This is a genomic window from Streptosporangium sandarakinum, assembly GCF_050942225.1.
Lineage (GTDB): Bacteria > Actinomycetota > Actinomycetes > Streptosporangiales > Streptosporangiaceae > Streptosporangium > Streptosporangium nondiastaticum.
Map to the genome: position 1 here is coordinate 1,415,911 of NZ_CP192034.1, position 22,272 is coordinate 1,438,182.

The 22,272-nt window shown below is 75.2% G+C and carries 16 protein-coding genes; 13 read left to right on the top strand and 3 right to left on the bottom strand.

Annotated elements, in window-relative coordinates; translation table 11 throughout:
• Window positions 1–39: 39 nt before the first annotated feature.
• The 9 genes from ACQP10_RS06780 (at window position 40) to ACQP10_RS06820 (ending at window position 14,259) form a co-directional block, all read left to right on the top strand.
• Window positions 40–1,053, top strand: a complete 1,014-nt coding sequence (locus ACQP10_RS06780; protein WP_433541059.1) for a hypothetical protein — start codon at window positions 40–42, stop codon at window positions 1,051–1,053.
• Window positions 1,054–1,107: 54 nt separating this feature from the next.
• Window positions 1,108–3,339: an acyl-CoA dehydrogenase gene (locus tag ACQP10_RS06785; protein ID WP_433541060.1), complete on the top strand. Its 2,232-nt coding sequence runs from the start codon at window positions 1,108–1,110 to the stop codon at window positions 3,337–3,339.
• A 3-nt stretch (window positions 3,340–3,342) separates the two neighbouring features.
• Window positions 3,343–4,272 carry a hypothetical protein gene (locus ACQP10_RS06790; RefSeq protein WP_433541061.1) on the top strand — a complete coding sequence of 310 codons (930 nt, stop codon included), beginning with the start codon at window positions 3,343–3,345 and terminating at the stop codon, window positions 4,270–4,272.
• Window positions 4,245–5,168: a hypothetical protein gene (locus ACQP10_RS06795; RefSeq protein ID WP_433541062.1), complete on the top strand. Its 924-nt coding sequence runs from the start codon at window positions 4,245–4,247 to the stop codon at window positions 5,166–5,168. The genes ACQP10_RS06790 and ACQP10_RS06795 overlap by 28 nt, the downstream gene beginning before the upstream one ends.
• Before the next feature lie 152 nt (window positions 5,169–5,320).
• Window positions 5,321–5,449, top strand: coding sequence for a hypothetical protein (locus ACQP10_RS06800; RefSeq protein WP_268246289.1), 129 nt, complete (start codon window positions 5,321–5,323; stop codon window positions 5,447–5,449).
• 216 nt (window positions 5,450–5,665) lie between these two features.
• On the top strand, window positions 5,666–6,952 hold the full coding sequence (locus ACQP10_RS06805; RefSeq protein WP_433541063.1) for a glycosyltransferase family 4 protein: 1,287 nt from the start codon (window positions 5,666–5,668) through the stop codon (window positions 6,950–6,952).
• Window positions 6,949–11,154, top strand: coding sequence for an alpha-(1->3)-arabinofuranosyltransferase domain-containing protein (locus ACQP10_RS06810; RefSeq protein WP_433541064.1), 4,206 nt, complete (start codon window positions 6,949–6,951; stop codon window positions 11,152–11,154). Before ACQP10_RS06805 ends, ACQP10_RS06810 begins: the two co-directional genes overlap by 4 nt.
• Window positions 11,151–12,200, top strand: coding sequence for a DUF3068 domain-containing protein (locus tag ACQP10_RS06815; RefSeq protein WP_389993591.1), 1,050 nt, complete (start codon window positions 11,151–11,153; stop codon window positions 12,198–12,200). The genes ACQP10_RS06810 and ACQP10_RS06815 overlap by 4 nt, the downstream gene beginning before the upstream one ends.
• Window positions 12,201–12,225: 25 nt before the next feature.
• A complete protein-coding gene (locus ACQP10_RS06820; protein ID WP_433541065.1) occupies window positions 12,226–14,259 on the top strand; it encodes a hypothetical protein in 2,034 nt (677 codons plus the stop codon).
• A 103-nt stretch (window positions 14,260–14,362) separates the two neighbouring features.
• Here ACQP10_RS06820 and ACQP10_RS06825 read toward each other — a convergent pair whose 3' ends face one another.
• On the bottom strand, window positions 14,363–15,106 hold the full coding sequence (locus ACQP10_RS06825; protein WP_346021945.1) for a class I SAM-dependent methyltransferase: 744 nt from the start codon (window positions 15,104–15,106) through the stop codon (window positions 14,363–14,365).
• A 119-nt stretch (window positions 15,107–15,225) separates the two neighbouring features.
• Here ACQP10_RS06825 and ACQP10_RS06830 point away from each other — a divergent pair, with 119 nt between their 5' ends.
• Window positions 15,226–17,202 (top strand): hypothetical protein, encoded by a 1,977-nt coding sequence (locus tag ACQP10_RS06830; protein ID WP_433541066.1) that lies wholly within the window; start codon window positions 15,226–15,228, stop codon window positions 17,200–17,202.
• Window positions 17,203–17,238: 36 nt separating this feature from the next.
• Here ACQP10_RS06830 and ACQP10_RS06835 read toward each other — a convergent pair whose 3' ends face one another.
• Both ACQP10_RS06835 and ACQP10_RS06840 read right to left on the bottom strand, forming a co-directional pair.
• Entirely contained in the window at window positions 17,239–17,454 is a 216-nt protein-coding gene (locus tag ACQP10_RS06835; RefSeq protein WP_433541067.1) for a type II toxin-antitoxin system VapB family antitoxin, read from the bottom strand.
• 49 nt (window positions 17,455–17,503) lie between these two features.
• Window positions 17,504–18,841: an acyltransferase family protein gene (locus ACQP10_RS06840; RefSeq protein WP_433541068.1), complete on the bottom strand. Its 1,338-nt coding sequence runs from the start codon at window positions 18,839–18,841 to the stop codon at window positions 17,504–17,506.
• Between the two features lie 117 nt (window positions 18,842–18,958).
• Here ACQP10_RS06840 and ACQP10_RS06845 point away from each other — a divergent pair, with 117 nt between their 5' ends.
• The 3 genes from ACQP10_RS06845 to ACQP10_RS06855 are packed head-to-tail and all read left to right on the top strand — an operon-like array spanning window position 18,959 to window position 22,187.
• The gene (locus ACQP10_RS06845; protein WP_346021949.1) at window positions 18,959–19,891 is read left to right on the top strand and encodes a DUF3068 domain-containing protein; all 933 of its coding nucleotides are present in this window, start codon (window positions 18,959–18,961) and stop codon (window positions 19,889–19,891) included.
• Window positions 19,888–20,811 (top strand): decaprenyl-phosphate phosphoribosyltransferase, encoded by a 924-nt coding sequence (locus ACQP10_RS06850; RefSeq protein WP_386149151.1) that lies wholly within the window; start codon window positions 19,888–19,890, stop codon window positions 20,809–20,811. Before ACQP10_RS06845 ends, ACQP10_RS06850 begins: the two co-directional genes overlap by 4 nt.
• Window positions 20,808–22,187: an FAD-binding protein gene (locus ACQP10_RS06855; RefSeq protein ID WP_433541069.1), complete on the top strand. Its 1,380-nt coding sequence runs from the start codon at window positions 20,808–20,810 to the stop codon at window positions 22,185–22,187. Before ACQP10_RS06850 ends, ACQP10_RS06855 begins: the two co-directional genes overlap by 4 nt.
• Window positions 22,188–22,272: the final 85 nt, after the last annotated feature.

Below are 22,272 nucleotides of genomic sequence, written 5' to 3' on the forward strand. Positions count from 1 at the left end.
GGTTCATCGTTCCGGGTCCCGTGACGTAGCCTGACGACCATGGCGGACGTTGACGGTGACTCCTCCGGGCGTTCTCACGAGAGATACATCCCGTCGTACGAGGCGCCCACGGCGCCCATGCCCGCGGTCCAGGCCGAGGACGGCACCATGATCGGCACCCGGGTGCCCCGCCGGTTCCCCATCGGGGACGGCGAGGAGACCCTGCTGGTCCCGAGGATCGACCCGGCTGGAGCGTTCCCCGCGCCGGAGCGGCCGTCGCCCGTGGGCGAGCCGGCCGGGCGGGCGGAGCCGCCGGCACCGCCCCCGCCGTCCGGGGCCTCACCCGCCGGGCCGCCGCGGCGCGGCGGGCTGTCGCTGCGGGCCGTCTACAGCATCGTCGCCGCCCTCCTCACCGCCGCCGCGGTCGTGCTGGTCTTCGTCCTGTTCTCCGGGGACGAGCCCCCCGAGCAGAGCGCGCAGCCCCGGCCGGAGGGCGCCGCCGCGCCCCCCGCGAAGGCCGCCCCCACGATCACACTGCCCGGCCGGCCCAAGATGAAGGCGCTGGCGGCGCTGCCCGGCACGCCCAGCGGGGTGGTCGGCTCGGTGAGCGACGCCACGGCGGACATCACCTACGCCAAGCTCGGCAGGCCCTGGAAGGCCGCGGCCGTGCCGCCCTTCTCGGTCGGCCAGCAGGTCGGCGCGGCGCGGCTGCCGCGCACGGTCGTCGGCTCCGGGATGCTCCCCGGCGCGACCCCGGCCACCGCCCCGAAGACCTACCCCGCCCTGCGGACGGCGGCGATGCAGGCGGTGAAGTGGACGGCCGCCAACCACCACCCGCCGGGCGGGAAGATCGCCTGGACGGCCTCGCAGAAGGCGGCCGGCGGCAAGGGCTGGACGCTCGGCTACCGCGTGACCTACGTGCTGAACGGCAAGAAGCACACCTCCCAGGCGGCGGTCACCGTACTGGACGTCGGCCGCCGCAAGCCCGCGATGCTCTTCGTGACCGTGCCCGACTCGCGCAAGGAGCTCTGGGCGGACATCGCACCCCTGATGGCCAGTGCCCGGCCGTTGTGATGGAAGCAACTTCTAGAATATGGTTCTGGCAGTGAATCGTGTCTGGAGGCTGCCATGGCGATCGGGTTGAGTGAGGAGCACGAGGCGCTCCGCGAGTCGGTGACCGGCTGGGCCGAGCGGAACATCCGCCCTGAGGTCGTGCGCGCCGCCGTCGCGGCGGGGGACGGGGAACGCCCCGCCTTCTGGTCCGCCCTCGCCGATCAGGGCCTGCTCGGCCTGCACCTCCCGGAGGAGTACGGCGGCAGCGGCTACGGCCTGCTGGAGGCCGCCGTCGCGGTCGAGGCCCTCGGCGAGAAGGCCGCCCCCGGCCCGTACGTCCCCACCGTCCTCGCCGCCGCCGCGATCCTCGCCTCCGACGGCAAGGCCCGCGCTGAGCTGCTGCCCGGCCTCGCCGACGGCACGCTGACCGGCGCGGTCGCGTTCGGCGCCGCCCTCACCGGCACCCGCGACGACGCCGGGACGCTCACCGTCACCGGCGTCGCCGAGACGGTCCTGGGCGGCGCGCTCGCCGACGTCCTGGTGCTCCCCGTGGACACCGGCCGGGACGAGGAGGAGTGGGTGGCGCTGGACGCCTCCGCGGTGACCGTGACGTCGGTCGCCTCCCTCGACCTCACCCGCGGGGTGGCCAGGGTCGAGCCGGCGGGGGTGACCGTGCCGGCCGGGCGGGTGCTGGACGGCCTCACCGGCGCCGCGGTCCGCGACCTCGCGGCGATCGTCCTCGGCGCGGAGGCCGCGGGCGTCGCGGCGTGGTGCGTGCGCGCCGCCGCCGAGTACGCCAAGGTGCGCGTGCAGTTCGGCCGTCCGATCGGCCAGTTCCAGGGCGTCAAGCACAAGGCCGCCCGGATGCTCGTCGCGCTGGAGCAGGCCCGCGCCACGGTCTGGGACGCCACCCGCGCCGCGGCCGAGGCCGCCACCGGGGAGGGGAACGGCGCCGCGGCGGCCGCCTACACGGCCGCGATCGCCGGGGTCGTCGCGCCCGACGCCGCCGTGCAGTGCGCCAAGGACGCCATCCAGATCTTCGGCGGCATCGGCTACACCTTCGAGCACGACGCCCACCTCTACTACCGCCGCGCGCTGACCCTGCGCGCGCTGCTCGGCCCCTCGTCCGAGTGGGCCGAGCGGGTCGCCGGGCTCGCGCTCTCCGGCGTGAGCCGGGAGATGGAGATCGAGCTGCCGGAGGAGTCGGCGGCGCTGCGCGAGGAGATCCGCGCCGAGATCGCCCAGATCGCCGCGCTGGAGGGCAGGGAGCAGAAGCGGGCCCTGGCCGGGGCCGGGTTCGTCATGCCGCACCTTCCCCGCCCCTGGGGCCGCGACGCCAAGCCGCTTGAGCAGGTGCTGATCCTCCAGGAACTCAAGGCCGCCCGGGTCAAGCCGCCCCAGATGATCATCGGTGCCTGGGTGGTGCCGTCGATCGTCGCGTACGGCACGCCCGAGCAGCAGGAGCGCTTCCTGCCGCCCACGCTGAGCGGCGAGATGATCTGGTGCCAGCTCTTCTCCGAGCCGGGCGCCGGCTCCGACCTCGCCTCGCTGCAGATGAAGGCCGAGAAGGTCGAGGGCGGCTGGCGGCTCAACGGTCAGAAGATCTGGACCTCCGTGGCCCACGTCGCCGAGTGGGGCATCTGCATCGCCCGCAACTCCTCCGAGGGTTCCAAGCACGAGGGCATCACCTACTTCATCGTCGACATGAAGGCCCCGGGCGTCACCGTCCGTCCGCTGACCGAGATGACCGGCGAGAACCTGTTCAACGAGGTCTTCCTCGACGACGTGTTCGTCCCGGACGAGCTGGTCGTCGGCGAGGTCGGCCAGGGCTGGAAGGTCGCCCGCAACACGCTGTCCAACGAGCGGGTCTCGCTGTCGGCGGGGTCCGGCGGCACCGGAGCGTCCGTCCCCGACCTGCTCGGCCTGGCCGGGCGGCTCGGCCGCGAGCTGTCCTCCGCCGAGCGTCAGGAGGTGGCCCGGGTCGTCTGCGAGGGCCACTCGATCAGCGCCCTCGGCATGCGGGTGACGCTGAAGCAGCTCACCGGCGCCGAGCCGGGCGCCGACGCCTCGGTGCGCAAGCTGCTGTCCACCTCGCACGCCCAGCACGTCTCGGAGTGCGCGGTCGGCCTGCTCGGCACGGCTGCGGTGGTCGCGGCGGACATGAAGCTCGGCGACGCCGGCTACTGGAACCGCGCCGTGCTCGCCACCCGGGCGATGACGATCTACGGCGGCACCACCGAGGTGCAGCTCAACATCATCGGTGAGCGGATGCTCGGCCTGCCGCGCGACCCGGAGCCGGGCCGGTAACCCGTGGCGGGAGTGCCTCCGGGGCCGGACGCGGCCGTCCCGCCGGGACCGGCCGCGGACGGGGGCACCCTTCCGGAGGCGGGCGGACCGTCCGGCGCGCGGGCCGCGGCGGCGCGGTTCGCGCCCGCCCTGCTCGGGCTGGCGCTCGGGCTGCTCGCGTTGGGGCCCGCGCTGGGCCCGGGGTTCGTGCTGCGGTACGACATGGTGTTCGTGCCCGACCCGCCGCCGGTCGGGCCGGGGGAGGGCTTCCCCCGGGCGGTGCCCAGCGACCTGGTGGTCGCGCTGCTCGCGCAGGTCGTGCCCGCCCAGGCGGTGCAGAAGGCCGCGCTGCTCGGCATCTTCGTGCTGGCCGCCTCGGGTGCGGCGGCACTGGTGCCCTCGCGGCGTCTCGGCCCGCGGCTGGCGGCGGCGGCCTTCTACGCCTGGAACGCCTACCTCGCGCAGCGGCTGCTGCTCGGCCAGTGGGCGCTGCTGCTCGGGGTGGCCGGGCTGCCGTGGGCGGTGCGCGCCGCCGCCCACTCCGTCAGGGGCGCCTCAGCGGAAGCCGTACGGCGGGCCGGGCGGACCCCGGGGACCCCGGTGACCCCGGGGACCCGGGAGACCTGGTGGGCGCGGGCCGCCTGGCCGGTACGGCTGGCGGTCGCGCTGCTGCCGGCCGCGGTGGGCGGGTTCCAGGCGATGCTGGTCTCGGCGCTGGCGGTGCTCCCGGTGGCGGCGACCACGCGGGGTCCGGCCGGTCACCCGCCACCCGCCGGCCCGCCGGGTGCGGACCCCGGGAGCCGTCCGGCGGACCGGAGGCGGACCGGCGTCCCGGTGAAGCCGGCGGCCGGTGGCGGGTCGGTCCCGCGGTCCGCCGGGCGGGCGGGGCCGCGGCGGTCGTCGTCCTGCTCAGCCTGCCGTGGCTGGTGCCGGCCCTGGGCAGCCGGGCGGTGACCGACCCCGCCGGGGTGCGGGCGTTCGCGGCCCGCGCCGACGGCCCCTTCGGGACGGTCGGCAGCCTGCTCACGCTCGGCGGGATCTGGAACTCGGACGCCGGGGTGCCGGGACAGGGCACCTGGTGGTCGGCGGGCGTGCGGCTGGCGCTGGCGGCGGTCGCGGTCTGGGGGTTCGCGCGCACGCGCTCCGGGCGGGCGGCGCCGTACCGGGCGGGGTTGGCGACGGCGGCGGTGGCCGGGCTGGGCGTCGCCTTGGCGGGCGCCTTCGCGCCGGGGGTGCTGGGCGGCCTGATCGCCTGGTGGCCGGGGTTCGGGCCGCTGCGGGACGGCCAGCTCTACCTCGCCCCGTTCGCGCTGCTGCAGGCGGTGGGCCTGGGCTGCGCGGTGGAGCGCTGGAACTCGCGCGCGGTGGCCGCGGTCGCGGCGGCGGTCCCGGTACTGGTGCTGCCCACGTTCGCGCTGGGGGCGTTCGGCAGGCTGGCCGCGGTGGACTACCCGGACGAGTGGCGGCGGGTCCAGGCGATCGTGAACTCCGACCCGGCGCCCGGGGCGCTGCTGTCGCTGCCGTGGGGCGCGCACCGGGCGTTCGGATGGAACGGCCACCGGGTGATCCTCGACCCGGCGACCAAGATGTTCCGGCGCAGGGTGCTGTGGAACGACGCGTTGCTGGTGGGGTTGCCCGGCGGCGGGCGGCTGCGGGTGGCGCCCGAGGACCCGGCGACGGCGGGGGTGGACGCGGCGCTGCGCGCCCGCCCGGGAGCGCGGGAGGCGGCGCTGGCGCGGCTGGGCGTCCGTTATGTCCTCACCCGGGCTGGTGACGACACGTTCCGTGATGCGGCGACCGTGTTCACCGGCCCGGAGATCCGGCTCCTGCGGCTTGACGAGGGCCTCTGAACAGCTTGATCGGCGTTCTTGGAGGGACATATCCCCAGCTCGGAGGAGTACCCAACGGTAACTTTCTTTGTCACGTTTTAACCAAAACCATGGCTTATGCGCGAATCACGTTCTAGTCTCGGCACACTGTCCGTCGCTGAAGGGAGCCAGGGATGCGAGTGCTCTTGGCGCTGGCCATCGGTGCGATCCTCGCGGTCGGTGCCTCCGTGGCAGTCGTGAACGTCGGCTCGCCCACCCCGGAGCCGCCGAACCGCCCCCTGTACAACTACGGCACCAGGTGATCTGAGGCCGCGCGGCGGCCGGTGATCGCACCGGTCCCCGGCCGGACCGCGGGGATCGTCCATCGGAACGGAGCGTGGCTTCACCATGCCCTGAAACGGGCGCGCCGGGCCGGGCGGGCGGCGGCGCCGTACCCGGACCGGACCGGCGGCGCCCGTCCGGACGCGGGGGACAGGAGAGACCGCGGAGGACCGCGGCCCGGAGAGCAAGGAGGCAGCGTGGCCCTTTTCGGCCGGAGCGCGGGGCCGCGCCCGTCCGCCCCGTCGCGGCCCGCCCTCAGCGTGGAGGCCGAGGGTACGCCCGAGGAGCCGCTGCGCGGCGTCCGGGTGGCGGTGCTGAACTTCCGCGAGCCGCAGCAGTCGGTGGCGGGCGGCGCGGAGGAGTACGCCTGGCAGGTCAGCCGCTACCTGACCGGCCAGGGCGCGAAGGTGTGGTTCGCCACCGCCCGCGAGCCCGGCCAGCCCGCCGCGGAACAGCGCGACGGCGTCGAGCTGCGCAGGATGGGCAACCGCTACCTCGTCTACCTGCTCGTGCCGCTCTGGCTGCTGCTGCGCCGCCGCCGGTTCGACGTCGTCATCGACTCGATGAACGGCATCCCCTTCTTCTCCCCCTTGGTGGTGCGCCGCCGCACCGCGGTGATCTGCCTGGTGCACCACGTGCACGACCGGCAGTTCCACGCCTTCTTCCCGCCCTGGCTCGCCAGGATCGGCTGCTTCGTCGAGGGGCCGGTGGCGCGGTCGCTCTACCGCCGCCGCACCACGATCACCGTCTCGGAGTCGTCCCGGGAGGACCTGCGGGCGCGGCTGCGCTGGAAGGCGCCGATCCACGTCGTGGCCAACGGCAGCCCGGTGGCCCGCCCGGTGACGATGCGGGAGCTGCCCGGCGACCCGCTCGTGGTCTACCTGGGCAGGCTGGTCGGGCACAAGAGGGTCGAGCGGGTCGTCGGCCTGGCCGCCGAGCTGGGCGAGACCCGCCCCGAGCTGCACGTCCACGTCGTGGGCCGGGGGCCCGAGAGCGGGTCGCTCGCCCGCCGGGCCGCCGAGCTGGGCGTCGCCGGCCGGGTGCACCTGCACGGCTTCCTCGCCGAGCCCGCCAAGAACGCCGTGCTCGGCGCGGCGCTGCTGAACGTGACCGCCTCGGAGTTCGAGGGCTGGGGCCTCACGGTGATCGAGGCCGCGGGCTTCGGCGTGCCGACCGTCGCCTACGACGTCGCCGGGCTGCGCGACTCGGTCCGGGACGGGGTGACCGGCTGGCTGGTCCGCGAGGGCGAGACGCTCGCCGACGTGGTGGACCGGGCGATCGGGGAGCTGTCGGACCCGGCGCGGCGCGCGGAGATCCAGGCGGCCTGCCGGGCGTGGGCGGGCGAGTTCACCTGGGGGCGGACCGGCGCCGCCGTCACCGGCCTCGTCACCGCCGAACTGCGCGCCGCCCGTACGGCAGGCCCGCTCCGCAGGGCCGCGGCCGCCGGCCTGCGCATCGCCTCCGGGGAGACCGACCCCGCTTGAACACGGAACCCGCCTCCGAGCCCGGCCGGCTCCGGCACGGCCTGCGCCTGCTGGCCGGCTGCCTGCTGCTCGCCGCCGTGGCGTTCAACACCGCCCCCGGCCAGGTCATCGGCGAGACCAAGCTCGACATGGCGATCAACCCGGTCGCCTTCCTGGCCAGGGCGACGCACCTGTGGGACGGCGCGTTCTTCGGCCACCTGCAGAACCAGGCGTACGGCTACCTGTTCCCGATGGGCCCGTTCTACGCGCTGTTCACCGAGCTCGGCATGCCCGCCTGGAACGTCCAGCGGCTGTGGATGGCGCTGGTGCTGTGTGCGGCGTTCCTCGGCGTCGAGCGGGTCGCGCGGGCGATGGGGATCGGCGCCCCCGCCACCCGCGTCCTGGCCGGGCTCGCCTACGCCCTCGCCCCGCACGCCGTCGCGCTGATCGGGACCAACTCCTCGGAGTTCCAGCCGAGCGCCGTGCTGCCGTGGGTGCTGCTGCCCCTGATCCACGGCACCCGGCCCGGGGCGAGCCCGCGCCGGGCCGCCGCGCTGTCGGCGCTGGCGTTCGTCTTCGCCGGCGGGATCAACGCCGTGGCCGAGCTGGCGGTCCTCGTCGTGCCGCTGCTGTACCTGCTGACCCGGCGCGGCGGCCCCCACCGGCGACGCCTGCTCGCCTGGTGGCTCGCCTGCGTGGCCGCGGTGTCGATGTGGTGGCTGCTGCCCCTGCTGGTGATGGGCCGCTACATCTTCTCCTTCCTGCCCTTCATCGAGACCGCCGACGCCACCACCGGCGTCACCTCGCTCCTCAACACCCTGCGCGGCACGTCGAGCTGGATGTCCTTCCTGCCGGTGGACGGCCAGGCGTGGCTGCCCGCGTCGTTCGAGCAGGCCACCGCGCCGGTGATGATCGCGCTGACCGCGGCGGTCGCCGCGCTCGGCCTCGCCGGGATCGCCGCCCGCGCCACGCCGGAGCGGCCCTTCCTCGCGCTCAGCGTGCTGGCCGGGGTGGTGGCGGTCACCGCCGGGCACGCCGACGCGCTCGCCCACCCGTGGACCGAGCAGGTGCGGGCGCTGCTCGACGGGCCGCTGGCGCCCTTCCGCAACCTGCACAAGTTCGACGCCCTCATCCGGCTCCCGCTGGCCCTGGGCCTCGCGGCCCTGCCCCGGGCCGGACCGGTACGGTTGTGCCGGCCCGTCCTGGCCGGCACCGCCGTACTGGCCGCCCTGGCCGCGCTGCCGGTGGCCACCGCCGGGGCGACCCCCGCCGGGGGGTTCGAGGCGCTGCCCGGTTACTGGCGGGACGCCGCGACCTGGCTGAACCGCAACACCGGCGACGGCATGGTCCTGGCCGTTCCCGGCTCGCGCCGCGGCGACTACCTGTGGGGCCGTCCGATGGACGAGCCCATGCAGTCGCTGCTGACCGTGCGCTGGGCGACCCACACCAACGTCCCCTGGGGCTCGCCGGGACTGGCGAGGCTGGTCCAGGCGGTGGACGAGCGCTTCGCCACCGGCCGCGGATCGCCGGGCCTCACCGCCGCGCTGCGCCGGATCGGCGTGAAGTACCTGCTGGTCCGCAACGACCTCGCCCGGCAGAGCCTCGGCACGGCCTGGCCCGCGCGGGTCCACGAGACCCTCGCCGAGTCCACCGGCCTGCGGCGGGTCGCCGGCTTCGGCCCGGAGATCGGCCTGCGGTCCAGCCCCACGGCCGCCGGCTGGTTCGAGCAGCCCTACTCGGCGCTGGAGGTCTACGCGGTGCCCGACCCCGCGCCGCTCGCCGCGACCGTGCCGCGCGACGGGACGCTCCGGGTCACCGGCGCGCCCGAGGCGGTGCTGGACATGGCCGAGGAGGGACTGCTCGCCGACGACCGGCCCGTCGTGGTCGGGGACGAGCCCGGAGCGCCCGCCGTGCCCGCGCGCGACACGGTGGCCACCGACACGCTGCGCCGCCGCGAGATCCTCTTCGGCGACCTGCGCCGCATCGCCACCCCCACCATGACCGCCGGCCAGCGGCCCGAGCGGCCCCGGGGCGCCGACCTCACCGACCCCGCCTGGTCCGGCGCGACCGTCACGGCCGCCTACACCGGCGTCCGTGACGTGCGGGCCTCCTCCGCCGAGTCGGGCATCGGGGCGGGGGAGCGCCGCGACCCGGGCCGCCAGCCGTACGCGGCGTTCGACGGCGATCCGCGCACCGGGTGGCGCTCCGACGGCTGGGACGGCGCGGTCGGGCAGTGGCTCCAGGTGCGCTTCACCGAGCCGATCGACATGCCGCAGATAACCGTCGCCTTCGAGCGCTCGCCGCTGCTGCCGCAGGTGACCGAGGTGTCCCTGGAGACCGAGGCGGGCGCCCGCCGGGTCGCGGTGAACCCGACCGCCGACCCGCAGCTGATGCGCCCGCCCCTCGGGCGGACCTCCTGGCTGCGGATCCGGGTGACCCGGCTGGCCGCCGAACTCGCGACGCCGACCGGCGCCCGCGTCGGCGTCACCGAGGTCGCGATCCCCGGCGTGCGGCCCGGACGCACCCTCGTCGTGCCCCCCGACGGCCCGCGCGACCCCGGGACGGTGCTGCTGACCCGCCGGGGTACGGCGAGCGCCTGCATGCGCGGGTCGTCCACCTGGACCTGCGACCCCTCCACGCTGCAGGTCACCGGGGAGGACGGCGACGGCTTCGACCGCTCCTTCACCGTCCGCGAGGGCGGGAAGCGGTCCCTCAGCGGCGACGCCGTGCTGACCGACCCCGTCTCCTCCCGCCTCGTCACCACCCTGCACGGCGTCCACCCGCAGGTGACCGCCTCCTCCACGCTGACCGGCCACCCGGCCGTGCTCGGCCGCGCGGCCATGGACGGCGAACTCGGCACCGTCTGGTACGCCGACCCCGCCGACCGCCACCCGACCCTGACGGTCAGGCTGGGCAGGAAGCGGACGATCTCCCAGATCATGGTGCTGTTCCCCGACTCCTTCCTCGGGCAGCCGCCGGTCCAGGTCAGCGTGAGCGGCGGCGGGCAGACCACGCGGGGCTGGATCCGCGCCGACGGCCGGGTGGTCCTCCCCAAGATCACCACCGACACCCTGGAGATCGGCTTCACCACCCCGGTGTCCCGGCCGATCGAGGTGTCGGAGGTCACCGTCCCCGGAGTGAAGCCGCTCGGCTCGATGGAGACGACCCCGCTGCGGCTGCCCTGCGGATACGGGCCCACCCTCTCGGTGAACGGCAAAACGGTGCGCACCGAGGTCGTCCGGGGCACGATGGGCGACGTGCTCGGCGGCCGTCCCGTCGGCTACCGCGCCTGCGGGCCGGTCGAGCTGAAGCCGGGCACGGCCAGGGTGAGCGTCGCCCCGGCCGACGCCTTCCGGATCGAGTCGCTCGTGGTGCGCGCCGCGGACGGTGAGACGCGCGGCGCGACGGAAAGCGGGACGGACGGCCGGACGGCGGACCGGAAACCCGGATCGTCGTCCGGGACCGGCCGGGACGACTCGGAAGGCGACGCCGTGACGGCCTCGCCCGTGACCGCGGAGGCGTGGGGACCGGCCGAGCGCCGGGTCCGCTTCTCGGCCTCCGCCCCCTCCTACCTGGTGGTCAACGAGAACCACAACGCGGGCTGGCAGGCGTACCTCGACGGCGGGCGGCTGACGCCGGTCCGGCTGGACGGCTGGCGGCAGGCGTGGGAGCTGCCCGCCGGGCAGGGCGTGGTGACCATGCGCTACGAGCCCGACTCCGCCTACCGCGCGGCGCTGCTCGGCGGCGGGTGCCTGGTGCCGCTGGTGGCGGCGCTCGCGTTCGTCCGGCCGCGCCGTACCGCGGCCCGCCGGGCGGGGACGGGGGCCGCAGCGGTCCGCGCGGCCTGGTTCTGGCCGCTCGCCCCGGCCGTCGGCCTGTGGACCGGCGGCGTGGCGGGCGCGGTGGTCGTCACCGCGGCGGCGGCGCTGTACGCCCGGCCGGTCAGGCTCTGGGGCGTCCGCCCCGGCGGGTCCGTGCCCGCGACGCTGCTGCGGTGGGCGCCGGCGGTCCCGCTCCTCCTGGCCGGTCTCGCGCTCGCCGCCGGCACCGCGTACGGCGGGACCGCGCTCGCCGGGGCGCTGACCGGCGTCGTGCCGCAGGTGCTCTGCCTGCTGGCGCTCGCCTGGCTGCCGGTCGCGGCCCCGGAACCGGTCCCCGCCGCCCCGGCCGCACCGGAACCGGTGCGGCACCCGGAGCCGGCCGCGACGGCGGTGCGCCGGTGACCGGCCCGCGGGTCCCCTGGACCGCGTTCGCGGCGGCGAGCGCCTTCTTCGTCACGCTGGCGGCGCTGCTGCGCCTGTACGTCTACCCGAGCGCCCTGGTGATGCCGCTGGAGCAGGCCAGGACGTACCGCATGACGGCGTCCGGCGCCCAGTACTTCGACACCGCGACGCTCACTTCCCACGCCGGGGTCTCTCTGCTGTCCACCACGACGGTGAGCGGGGACGCCGGCGCGGGCGGCCCGGACACCGCGGTGTGGGTGGAGTTCACCTCGCTCACCACCGAGGGCGGCGACCGGATCGACTACCACGAGCGCCGGACCGCCTTCGACCGCAGGACGGGCCTCGCGGTCGCCTGTTGTGACGGGTACGTCGACGACGACCCCGGCGCCCGGCAGGAGGGGCTGGCCTTCCGCCTGCCGTTCCGCGCCGAGCCGCGGACCTACCCGATGTACGACGTGCTGCTGCGGACGGCGGTCCCGCTCCGCTACGAGCGGCAGGAACGGGTGTTCGGCCGGCCGGCCTACCGCTACACCTACACGGCGGGCCCGATCAGGATCGAGGACGTCCCCGGGCAGCTCCCGGGCAAGGTGCTGGGCCTGCCGGAGTGGAGGGCCGTCAACGTCGCCCGCTACGCCGAGGTGACCCGGACGATCTGGGTGGAGCCGGAGAGCGGCCTGACGGTCAAGGTGCGTGAGCACCAGCGCCAGACCCTGCGCACCCCCGACGGGGTCGAGCGCAAGGTGGCCCTCCTGGCGGACCTGGACATGATGCCCGAGGACGTGGCGGACCGGATGGCCGACGCGGAGGCCTTCGCCCGCTGGGTCCTCCTCGTCCGCGACCTGCTGCCGGGGCTGTTCCTGGCGGCCGGGCTCGCGCTGGTCCCGGTGGCCCTCCGGCGGCGGAGGCGGGACGGGCGGCCCGGCCCGGCCGGGGAGCCGGCCGTACGTCCGGACGCGGAGACGAACGGGGACCCGGCCGGGGTACGGCCGGGCGCGGAGGCGGGCGGCGAGCCGGCCGCGGCCGGGGCGGACGGGGAGCGGAAGTGAGCGGCGCGGCGGCCGGGGTGAGGCGATGACGGGAACGGGCGGCGGCCCGGTCGAGGTGGAGCTGCGGCTGCCGGCCTGGGCGCGCGGCGTCCCGCGGCTCCGGCACGGCCTCACGGCCGCGGCGCTGCTACTGGTGGCCGCGGGCCTCGTACTGAAGGGATGGCTGCTCAGCCGGTCCTACTTCGTCGAGGACGACATCGTCTTCGTCGGCCGGGCCGTGACCGAGCCGTTCGGCTGGGCGCACCTGCTGCGGGTGCACATCGGCCACCTGATGCCGGGCGCCCTCGCGCTGGTCCGGGCCCTCACCGCGATCTCCCCCTACGACTGGGGGCTGGTCTCGGCCGTCGTCCTCGCCCTGTCCGCGGCGGCGGCCCTGGCGCTGTACCGGCTGCTGCGCCTGCTGTTCGGGGCCCGGCCGATGGTCCTCGTCCCGCTCGCCTTCTTCCTGTTCTCGCCCGCGAACTTCCAGGCGACCGCCTGGTTCGCCGCGGCGATCAACCTCCTGCCCCTGCACGTCGCCATGCTCATGGCGATGTGCTCGCAGGTGCTGCTGGTCCGCACCGGCCGGGTACGGCACGCGGTCGCCGGGCTCGCCTGGACGTGCGCCGGGCTGCTGTTCTTCGAGAAGGCGGTGCTCATCCCGCCGGTGCTGTTCCTGCTCACCGTCGTGCTCCTCGCCGGGGAACACGGGGTGCTCGGCGCCGCGCGCCGGCACCTGGGCCTGTGGCTCGTCCACGCGGCGGTGGCCGGCGCCTACCTCGCCGGGTACCTCGCGGCGACCGGGCGGTCCGGCGGACAGGGGATCGCGTTCCCCGGCTTCTACACGGCCGTGGACTACGCCGCGACGTTCTTCGGCGGCACGGTCCCGACCCTGCTGGTCGGGGGCCCGCTGACCTGGGAGCCGGTGCTGTCGACCGGCGCGCTGGCCGGTCACCGGCCCGTCGAGATCGCCGTGGCCTGGCTGGCCCTGGCCGCCGTCGTGGCGGGAACCTGCCGGGCGCGGCGCGCGGCGGTCCCGGCGTGGCTGCTGGCGGGCGGCTACCTCCTGGTCGCGGACGGCCTGCTGATCATGATCGTCCGCTCCGGGCCGTGGCGCGCCTTCGAGAGCCGCTACATCGCCGACGCCCTCCCCCTGCTCACGGTCTGCCTGGCGCTGGCCCTGATGACGTGGCGGGGCGCGAAGGCGCGGGGCGCGGCGTCTCCGGCGGGGAGCGCGACGGCGAACCCGGCGGCTCCGAGCCCGGAAGGGGACGCGTCGGACCCGGCGGTCCAGGGCCCGGAGGCGGCCGGTCCGGCGGCGGTCCCGGACGGGGGCGCGCGGACCCTCCCGGTGTACGCCGTACCGGCCGCGTGCGCCTACGTGGCGCTCGCCCTGGTGTCGGCGTCGGTCTTCGGCCCCACGCTCCCCGGCCGTACCGGCCGCGCCTACTTCGACGCGGCCCGCGCGGACCTCGCCGCGCTCGGCCCCGAGCCCGGCGTGTACCCCGCGATGGTGCCCGAGCGGCTGCTGTTCCCCTGGCAGTCGCTGCCGGACCGGCTGACCTCCCGGGCACTCGCCCCGCTCGCCCGGGGCGCGCTGCGTGAGCGGGTCGCCCACCCCGGGGTCGCCTACGACGCGGTCACCTTCGACGACCGGGGCCACCTGGTGCCCGCGGCGGTCCTCGGCGGGTTCGTGACCGGCGAGGACGGCGGCTGCCTCCCGTGGCGCGGCGGCGCGGTCACCGCCGATCTCGCCGTCCACGAGGGGAACGTCGTCCGCCTGCACTACGACGTGCCCCGCGACACGCGTGTCACCGTGACCGTGGGGGAGCGGCGGACCGAGGTCACGTTGCGGGCGGACCGGGAGCGGGTCCACCTCGCGGCGGCGCCCGCCCCGGGGCCGGTCCGCGTCACGCTCCCGGACGGAACGCTCCCGGACGGATCACGTCGGGACGGCGCGCTCCCGGACGGAACGCGCCGGGACGGCGGCCGGGAGAGCGGCGTCTGCCTGCGGGCGGTGGTGGTCGGCGCGGCCGTGCCGGAGAGGCCGGAAGGGGCGGTCGATGGCGGCGCGGGCTGAGCGGCGGGCGGGGACCCCCGGAGCGTCTCCCGGTGCCCGGCGGCCGGTAGGGGACGAACGGCGGGCGGGGGCGCCCGGAGCGTCTCCCGCCGGTGCCCGGCGGTCAGTGGCGGCGCAGGACGAGCAGCAGGTTCCAGCTCACGATCTCCCGCAGCCCCGGGACGCGGATCACCGGGGTCGCCCAGCGAGGGTGGTAGCGGGGCAGGGCGTCCAGGACCGTGACGTCGGGCCGCCGCCGGGCCCAGCGCAGCGCGGCGCCGACCGAGACGGGGTAGAGGCTCTCGCCGTAGACGTTCTTGGGGCGCCTGCCGTACCGGCGGGTGTAGCGGGCGGCGGCACGGTGGCCGCCGAGGTAGTGCCACGGGGAGGTCTCGTGGCCGCCCCAGGGCGACAGCCAGTTGGTGAACGACAGGTACACCACGCCGCCGGGCCTGGTCACCCGGACCATCTCGGCGGCCATCCGCCACGGGTCGGGCACGTGCTCCAGCACGTTGGAGGAGAAGCAGACGTCCACCGATCCGGTGGCCAGCGGCAGGTCCAGCGCGCTGCCCAGCACCGCCCCCTCGGGCGCGGCGCCCTGGCGGGCCATCATCTCCCCGGCGTCGCAGTCGACGCAGACCGGGCGGGCGCCCGCGGCGCGCAGCACGTCGGTGAAGTATCCCGGGCCGCCGCCGACGTCGGCGACGAGCGCGCCGTTCAGCTCGGTGTAGGAGGCGAGCTGGGCGACCGTGTCGCGGGCCAGCATGCCGTAGAAGAAGTCCGGGTCGGTCTGCTCCTTGCGGAAGGCGCGGAGGAGTGTGACGGACCGGCCCAACGTGGCCCGGAACGGTGCCTGCGGGGTCTCCAACGCTGCTCCTCACCGCAATTGGACAAACCAGGTGGGCCGGAGCATAACACCGCATCACTTCTGGTCCTGACAGCTCGCGCGGTGTTCCGCCGGAACACCGGATCGTAGGGAGACGCCTGGTGGACGCCACTGAGGACACGAGAGCCGCCACGGGCCCGGAGCACCCGGCCGGCACGGATCACGCCGACGAGGCCGCCGGACCGGGCCGTTCCCGGGACGGGGCGGATGCGGAGACGGGCCGGCCGGAGGCGCCGGCGGTGCGTCTCACGCTGCCCGGGTGGCTGGCGCGGCTGCGCGGCCCGGTGTCCCTGGGCGCGGCGGCCCTCATCGCGGTGTCGCTGGTCCTGCGCGTGCTGGTCCTGCGCGACTCCTACTTCGTCGAGGACGATCTGCTGTTCGTCGGCAACGCCTACGGCGAGGACTTCACGCTCGACTACCTGACCCGGGTGCACAAGGGCCACTTCATGCCGGGCGCGATCGCGCTGACCTGGGTGCTGTCGCGCGCCGCCCCCTACGACTGGGCGTTGGTGTCGGCCGTCACGCTCGTCGCGCAGGCGCTGCTCGGCGTGCTGGCGCTGCGGCTGCTGCGGACCCTGTTCGGCGGTCGGCCGGCGATCCTGCTGCCGCTGGCGCTGTTCCTGTTCTGCCCGCTGACCTTCCCGGCGTTCGCCTGGTGGGCCGCGGCGATCAACGCGATCCCGCTCCAGCTCGCCCTGGTGCTCGCGCTCACCGCCCAGGTGCGCTTCGCCCGCGGCGAGGGAGCCCGGTACGGCCGGCGCGCGCTGATCTGGTGCGTGGTCGGCATGGCCTTCAGCACCAAGGGGGTCTTCGCGGCCTTCCTGCTGTTCGCGCTGACCACGGCGTACCTGCGTGACCGGGAGACCGGCTGGCTCCGCTCGATGTGGCGGGAGCTGCGGGCGAACCGGTGGCTCTGGGCGGCGCACGCGGCGGTGCTGGCCGCCTACACGCTCGTCTACCTCGACCGGATGGACACCGCGCCGGGCGAGGGCGCCGCGGCCCCCAAGCCCGGCGTGGCCGCCGACCTGATCTCCCTGCTGCTGGGCCGTACCTTCCCCAGCGGGGCGGTCGGTGGGCCGGTGTCGTGGACGCCGACCCCCGCGGGCGGCCTGGCCGCGCCGTCCGGCTTCGTCGTGGCGCTCTCCTGGGCGGTGCTGGCGGTCACGGTGGTGGCCACGCTCGTCTACCGGCGGCGGGCGCACCGGGCGTGGCTCACGCTGGCCGGGTACCTGGTGCTCGCCGACGCGATCCCGACGGTGATCGCCCGGGGCAGCTACCTGGGGCTGGTGGGCGCCGAGACCCGCTACGTCGCGGACGCCGCGCTGGTCCTCGCGGTCTGCCTGGGCTGCGCGCTGCTGCCGTTGGCGGGGGAGACGGGCGCCTACCGCCGCCCGCTGCCCGAGCGGTCCTCGCTCGCCCTCGTCGCGGGGCTCACCGCCGGGGCCTACCTGGTGCTGTCGGTGTTCTCCGTCGAGGCGTACCGGGCGACCCTGAACGGCCAGCGCGTCCGGGCCTACCTCGACACGGCCGCCGCTGAGCTGGCCGCCGCCCCGGACACCGCGGTGATCTACCCCGCCCCGGTGCCGCCCGACATCGTGCTGCCGGTGAACGGCGAGCGGCGGCTCACCGACCGCCTGCTCGCCCCGCTGGCCCGGCCGGTCCTGCGGGCCAGGATGGCCCACCCCGAACCCACCGAGGACGCCCGGGTCTTCAACCGGGAGGGCAGGCTGGTGCGGATGAACGTCGCCCCCGGCTTCTTCGCCGCCCGGGGTCCGGGCGAGCGGTGCATGCGGACGCTGCTGGGTGCGATGTCCTTCCCCGACGCGGTCTCCTTCGGCGGCCGGGCCACCGTGGGCGGCCTGTCCTACTCGGCCGACCGTCCCGCCTCGGTCACCGTGGAGGTCGGCGGGGAGCGGACCGTCCTGTCGCTGCGCAAGACCACCATGGGGCTGATCCAGTTCCCGGTGCACGGGATCGGGCGGGGGATGCGGATCGAGATGAACGACCCGGACGCCCCGGTCTGCGTGATCGCCGTGGCCCTGGGCGCCCCGGCCCCCGAGGGCGAGGGCCCGTCCTGACCCGCCATGGCGGTCTCACCCGCTGGAGGCTCGGGGTCACCGCCGACGGTTCGTCTTCTCTTCGAGGATCTCCAGGTCGAAGGCGCCGTCGGCGGCGGCCGCGCGCAGCCGCGTCAACGCCAGTGCTCGCCGCCGGTTCTCCAGCACCTCGCGCAGAGCGGCGTCGACCGTCTCTCCCTTCGTGCCGGTTCCCAATGCCTTGGCCACCTCGGCCAGTAGGTCGTCATCCAGATCGATCATGGTCCGGCTCATCGCGCCTCCTCGTATGCCTAGACGCGCATCAGATATACATCGCGATGTGTCAGCGCACCGGGTTTCGGCCCTCTTCTCGTCCGAGACGGGCCAGCCGGGTGGCGGGGCGTTCGACGAAGCGGTGGGTCAGGGCGGCCATCGCCAGCGTGATGACCGTGATGGGGACGAGGTTGGCGAGGAAGCCGCCGGTGAACGACCGCTGCCCGGTGAAGCCGTACCAGAGGTGGATGGCCACGAACTGCCAGAGGAACACCCCGTAGGAGATCCGGCCGAGGTAGGCCATGACCCGGTTGCCGAGCAGCAGCCGGACCGGGGAGTCGCCCGGGGGCGGCAGCGTGGCGGGGACGAGCAGACACGTGGCGACGACCGCGTAGAGGACGATCTCGAACAGGCCCGACCAGAAGCCGTCGATGCCGAGGAAGCGGGTGCCGGTCACCGGGGAGGCCGCGAGCGCGTAGGCCAGCGCGGCGACCAGCCACCACGAGCCGGGGGAGGCGGACGCCGCCCGCCGGAACCGGCTCGCCGGGGAGTCTCCCGCCGGGTCGGCACGGTCCCAGGCCAGCACGACGGCCAGCGCCATCCCGACGGCGAAGAAGATCGCCGACCGGGGTGCCCAGGAGTTCAGGTAGGGCCGGTACTCCGGGTAGTAGGTCAGCAGCGTCCAGGCCAGTGACACCGCCCCCAGTACGGCCAGGCCGGCCAGCAGGCGGCGGGCCCGGGCGCCGGTGTCCGGGCCGCCGCGCCGGGCGAAGGCCGCGAGCCCGGCCGCCAGCAGCGGGAGCGCGACGTAGAAGGCCGCCTCCACCGACAGGCTCCACATCTGGGCGAGGCCCTTGGGCCCGAGGCCGAACCACCAGGGGTGGGTGTCGTAGTTCTGGGTGAGGGTCAGCAGCTTCAGCCAGGTCCAGCCGTCCGACAGGTGGTCGCGCGACCACAGCAGGAGGGCGACGGCGACCGTCAGCCAGTAGGCGGGCAGGATCCGCAGGGCGCGCTTCCACAGGTAGGACCGCACGTGGACGGGCGCCTCCCCGGCCAGCAGCGACGCCGCGAAGGGCCGGTAGAGCAGCAGCCCGGAGAGCGCGAAGAAGATCGGCACGGCCACGTCGCCCCGGGAGAGCAGCGCGCCGCCGAAGCCGGGCGCGAGCGCGGCCCCGGTCTCGGTCGCCACGTGGAAGACGAGCACGGCGAACGCGGCGACGGCGCGCACGCCGTCGAGGGTGTCGAGCCGGCCGTCACCGGAGAGCGTCGCGGGCCCGTCCCCGGCGACCGGTGCGGCGGGCCGCGAGATGCCCCGGGGGCTCGGGGGGAGCGGTTCGGGGGTAGTTTTGCGGGGGGCCGCGGGATCCGGATCGGAGAGGGCCTCCGTACTAGAACCTGTTTCGGTCACTTTTCCGCATCCCTACGTGACGACGGTCACTCTCGGCAAATAACATACTGGCCAGTAGCCTCGTTAATCCAGAAATATCCCCCTAAATCTCCCAGGCCGGGACCCCCAGGAGGCCAGATGCGCCGGACCGTTGGACTAGTCCTCATAGCACTCGGGGCGTTCCTCATCGTGCTGGCGCCGCTCGTGCGGTTCCAGGTCGCCCCCAAGCTGATCGCCGCCCCGGCCGACTACTACGGCATCAGCGAGCTGACGGCCCCGGGCGCGCGGTACTTCAGCATCGGAGACCTCAAGGTGATGACCGGCGACGCCGACATCACCGTGACCATGCGGGGGGACGTCTCCCAGGCCCAGGGCGACCGGGTCGTCTGGGACGAGGTCATGGCGGTCAACGACGTGACCAACGAGAACCCGCTGATCTCGCTCGTCCCCCGCCGCAGCGCCTTCAACAAGTACACCGGCGAGGCCGTCGACTGCTGCGCCGCCAACATCGACAAGAAGCCGGTGAAACTGGAGGGGCAGGTCTACCTGTTCCCCTTCGACGTGCAGAAGAAGACCTACCGGGTCTTCAACGCCACCGCCGGCAAGGCGTTCGACGCCCGCTTCACCGGCGAGGAGGACGTCAACGGGGTGCGCGCCTACCGGTTCGAGCAGGACGTCCCCAAGACGAAGACCGAGACCCGCACCGTCCCCGCCTCGATCATGGGGGTGACGGACACGACCGGCGACATCCAGGTCGACCGGTACTACAGCGGCCGGAACACCTTCTGGGTCGAGCCCACCACCGGCTCGCCGGTGAAGCAGGAGCAGGAGCGCCACGAAGTCCTCACCACCCAGGACGGCGCCCACAGCATCACCGCCTTCGACGCGACGGCGAGGATGACCCCCAAGACGGTCGACGCCCTGGTGAAGAAGGCGATGGACGGCAGGAGCCAGATCACCCTGCTCAAGGTGACCATCCCGCTGGTCGTGCTGATCGTGGGCGTCGTCATGCTGGCCGCCGGGATCCTCATGGTCGTCGCCGGGCGTGGGCGCCGAGTCCGGACCCGGTGAACGAGGAGACGGCCGTCGCGCGGCCGTCGGCGGACCCGCCGGCGGCCGCGTCCGATTCCCCGGGGTTCTCGCCCGTGGCGCTGCTGCGGGCCTGCCGGCCCCGCCAGTGGCTGAAGAACGCCCTCGTCTTCGCGGCCCCCGCCGCGGCGGGAGTGCTGACCACCCCCCGTGGCCTGCTGGGCACGGCCATCGCCTTCGGCGCGTTCTGCCTGGCCGCGAGCGGCGCCTACCTGCTCAACGACGCCGCCGACGTCGAGGCCGACCGCCGCCACCCGCGCAAGCGCCGCCGCCCGGTCGCGGCGGGCCTGGTAACCGTACGGCTCGCCCGGATCACCGGGGTCGTCCTGCTGCTGCTGGGCCCGGCGCTGGCCGCGCTGTCCGGCGACTGGAAGCTGCCCGCCGTCGTCGCCGGGTACCTGGCGCTGACCTTCTCCTACACCTTCTGGCTCAAGCACCAGGCCGTGGTGGACCTGGTCGCGGTCGCCGGCTGCCACGTGATCCGCGCCCTCGCCGGCGCGGTCGCCGTGGACGTGCCGGTGACGAGCTGGTTCCTGGTGGTCGTCTCGCTCGGCTCGCTGCTGCTCGTGACGGGCAAGCGCGAGGCCGAGCTGCGCGCCTCCGGCGACTCCGCCCGGCGGGCCCTGTCCGCCTACACGCCGAGCTACCTCGCCGGGGTCCGGTCGATGTCCTCGGGCGCCATGATCGTTACCTACTGCCTGTGGGCGCTGAACGAGCGGCACCCCGGCCCCTTCCACGCGATCAGCATCGTGCCGTTCGTGCTCATCGTCCTGCGGCACAACCTGCTGGTGGACCGGGGGGTGGGAGAGGAGCCCGAGGAGCTCGTGCTGCGCGACCGGCCCCTGCTGCTCTTCACCGCCCTGCTGCTCGTGCCCCTGCTCGTGGGAATCTACCTTTCATGACCTTCCTCACCGGCTGGGGCCGTACCGCGCCGACCCCGGCACGCCTGGCCCGCCCCCGCTCCGCCGAGGAGATCGCCGAGCTGGTACGGCGGGCCCCCGCCCGCGGCGTCGCCGCCCGGGGCCTCGGCCGCTCCTACGGCGACGCCGCGCAGAACGCCGGGGGGCTGGTGTGCGACTGCACCGGGCTGGACACCTGGTCCATCGACGAGACCACGGGCCTGGTCACCGCGGGCGCGGGGGTGAGCCTGCACGACCTGATGACCGCGCTGGTGCCGCGGGGCTGGTTCGTGCCGGTCACCCCGGGGACCCGGCACGTGACCGTCGGCGGCGCGGTGGCGGCCGACGTGCACGGCAAGAACCACCACGTCGACTCCTCCTTCGGCGCCCACCTGCGCTCCTTCACCCTGGTCACGGCCTCGGGCGAGACCCGCACGGTCACCCCGGACGGAGGCCGTACGGCCGTCCCGGGCGGGAACGGCGGGAACGGCGGGGGTGACGGCGGCGACCTGTTCTGGGCCACGGTCGGCGGGATGGGGCTCACCGGCGTGATCACCGAGGCGGTGTTCCGGTGCGTGCCGATCGAGACCTCCCGCGTCCGGGTGGACGTCGAGCGGACCCGCGACCTGGACCAGACGCTGGAGACGATGGCCGCCACCGACGACCGCTACCGCTACACGGTCGCCTGGATCGACCTGCTCGCCAGGGGCGGCCGGATGGGCCGCAGCGTCCTGACCCGCGGCGACCACGCCGCCCGCGACGAGCTGCCGCGCGGCGCCGACCCGCTGGCGTTCAACCCCGGCCCGGTGCTCAAGGCCCCGCCCTGGGCGCCCAACGGCCTGCTGAACCCGGTGACCGTGCGCGCCTTCAACGAGGCGTGGTACGCCAAATCGCGCCCGGCGACCGGCCTCATCCAGGGCATCGCGCCCTTCTTCCACCCGCTCGACGGGGTGGACGGCTGGAACCGGGTCTACGGCTCGCGCGGGTTCGTGCAGTACCAGTTCGCGGTGCCGTTCGGGCAGGAGGCGACGCTGCGGCGGATCGTCGCCCGGCTGTCCGCCGAGGGCGTGGTCTCCTTCCTGACCGTGCTCAAGCGGTTCGGTCCGGGCACGCCGGGGATGCTGTCGTTCCCGATTCCCGGCTGGACGCTCGCCCTGGACATCCCGGCGGGACGGCGGGGCCTGGCCCGGCTGCTGCGCGGGTTCGACGACCAGGTGGCCGAGGCCGGCGGCCGGATCTACCTCGCCAAGGACTCCCGGACGTCGGCCGCGACGGTGGCGGCGATGTACCCGCGGCTGGACGAGTGGCGTAGGGTCCGCGACGAGGTGGACCCGGCCGGGGTGTTCCGCTCCGACCTGTCCCGCAGGCTGCTGCTGTGAGGACCGGCGCCGTACGGGCCGCCGGTCGCCCGGATCCGGTGGGCCCGGGTCCGGTGAGTCCGGGTCCCGCGTGCCCGGGTCCCGA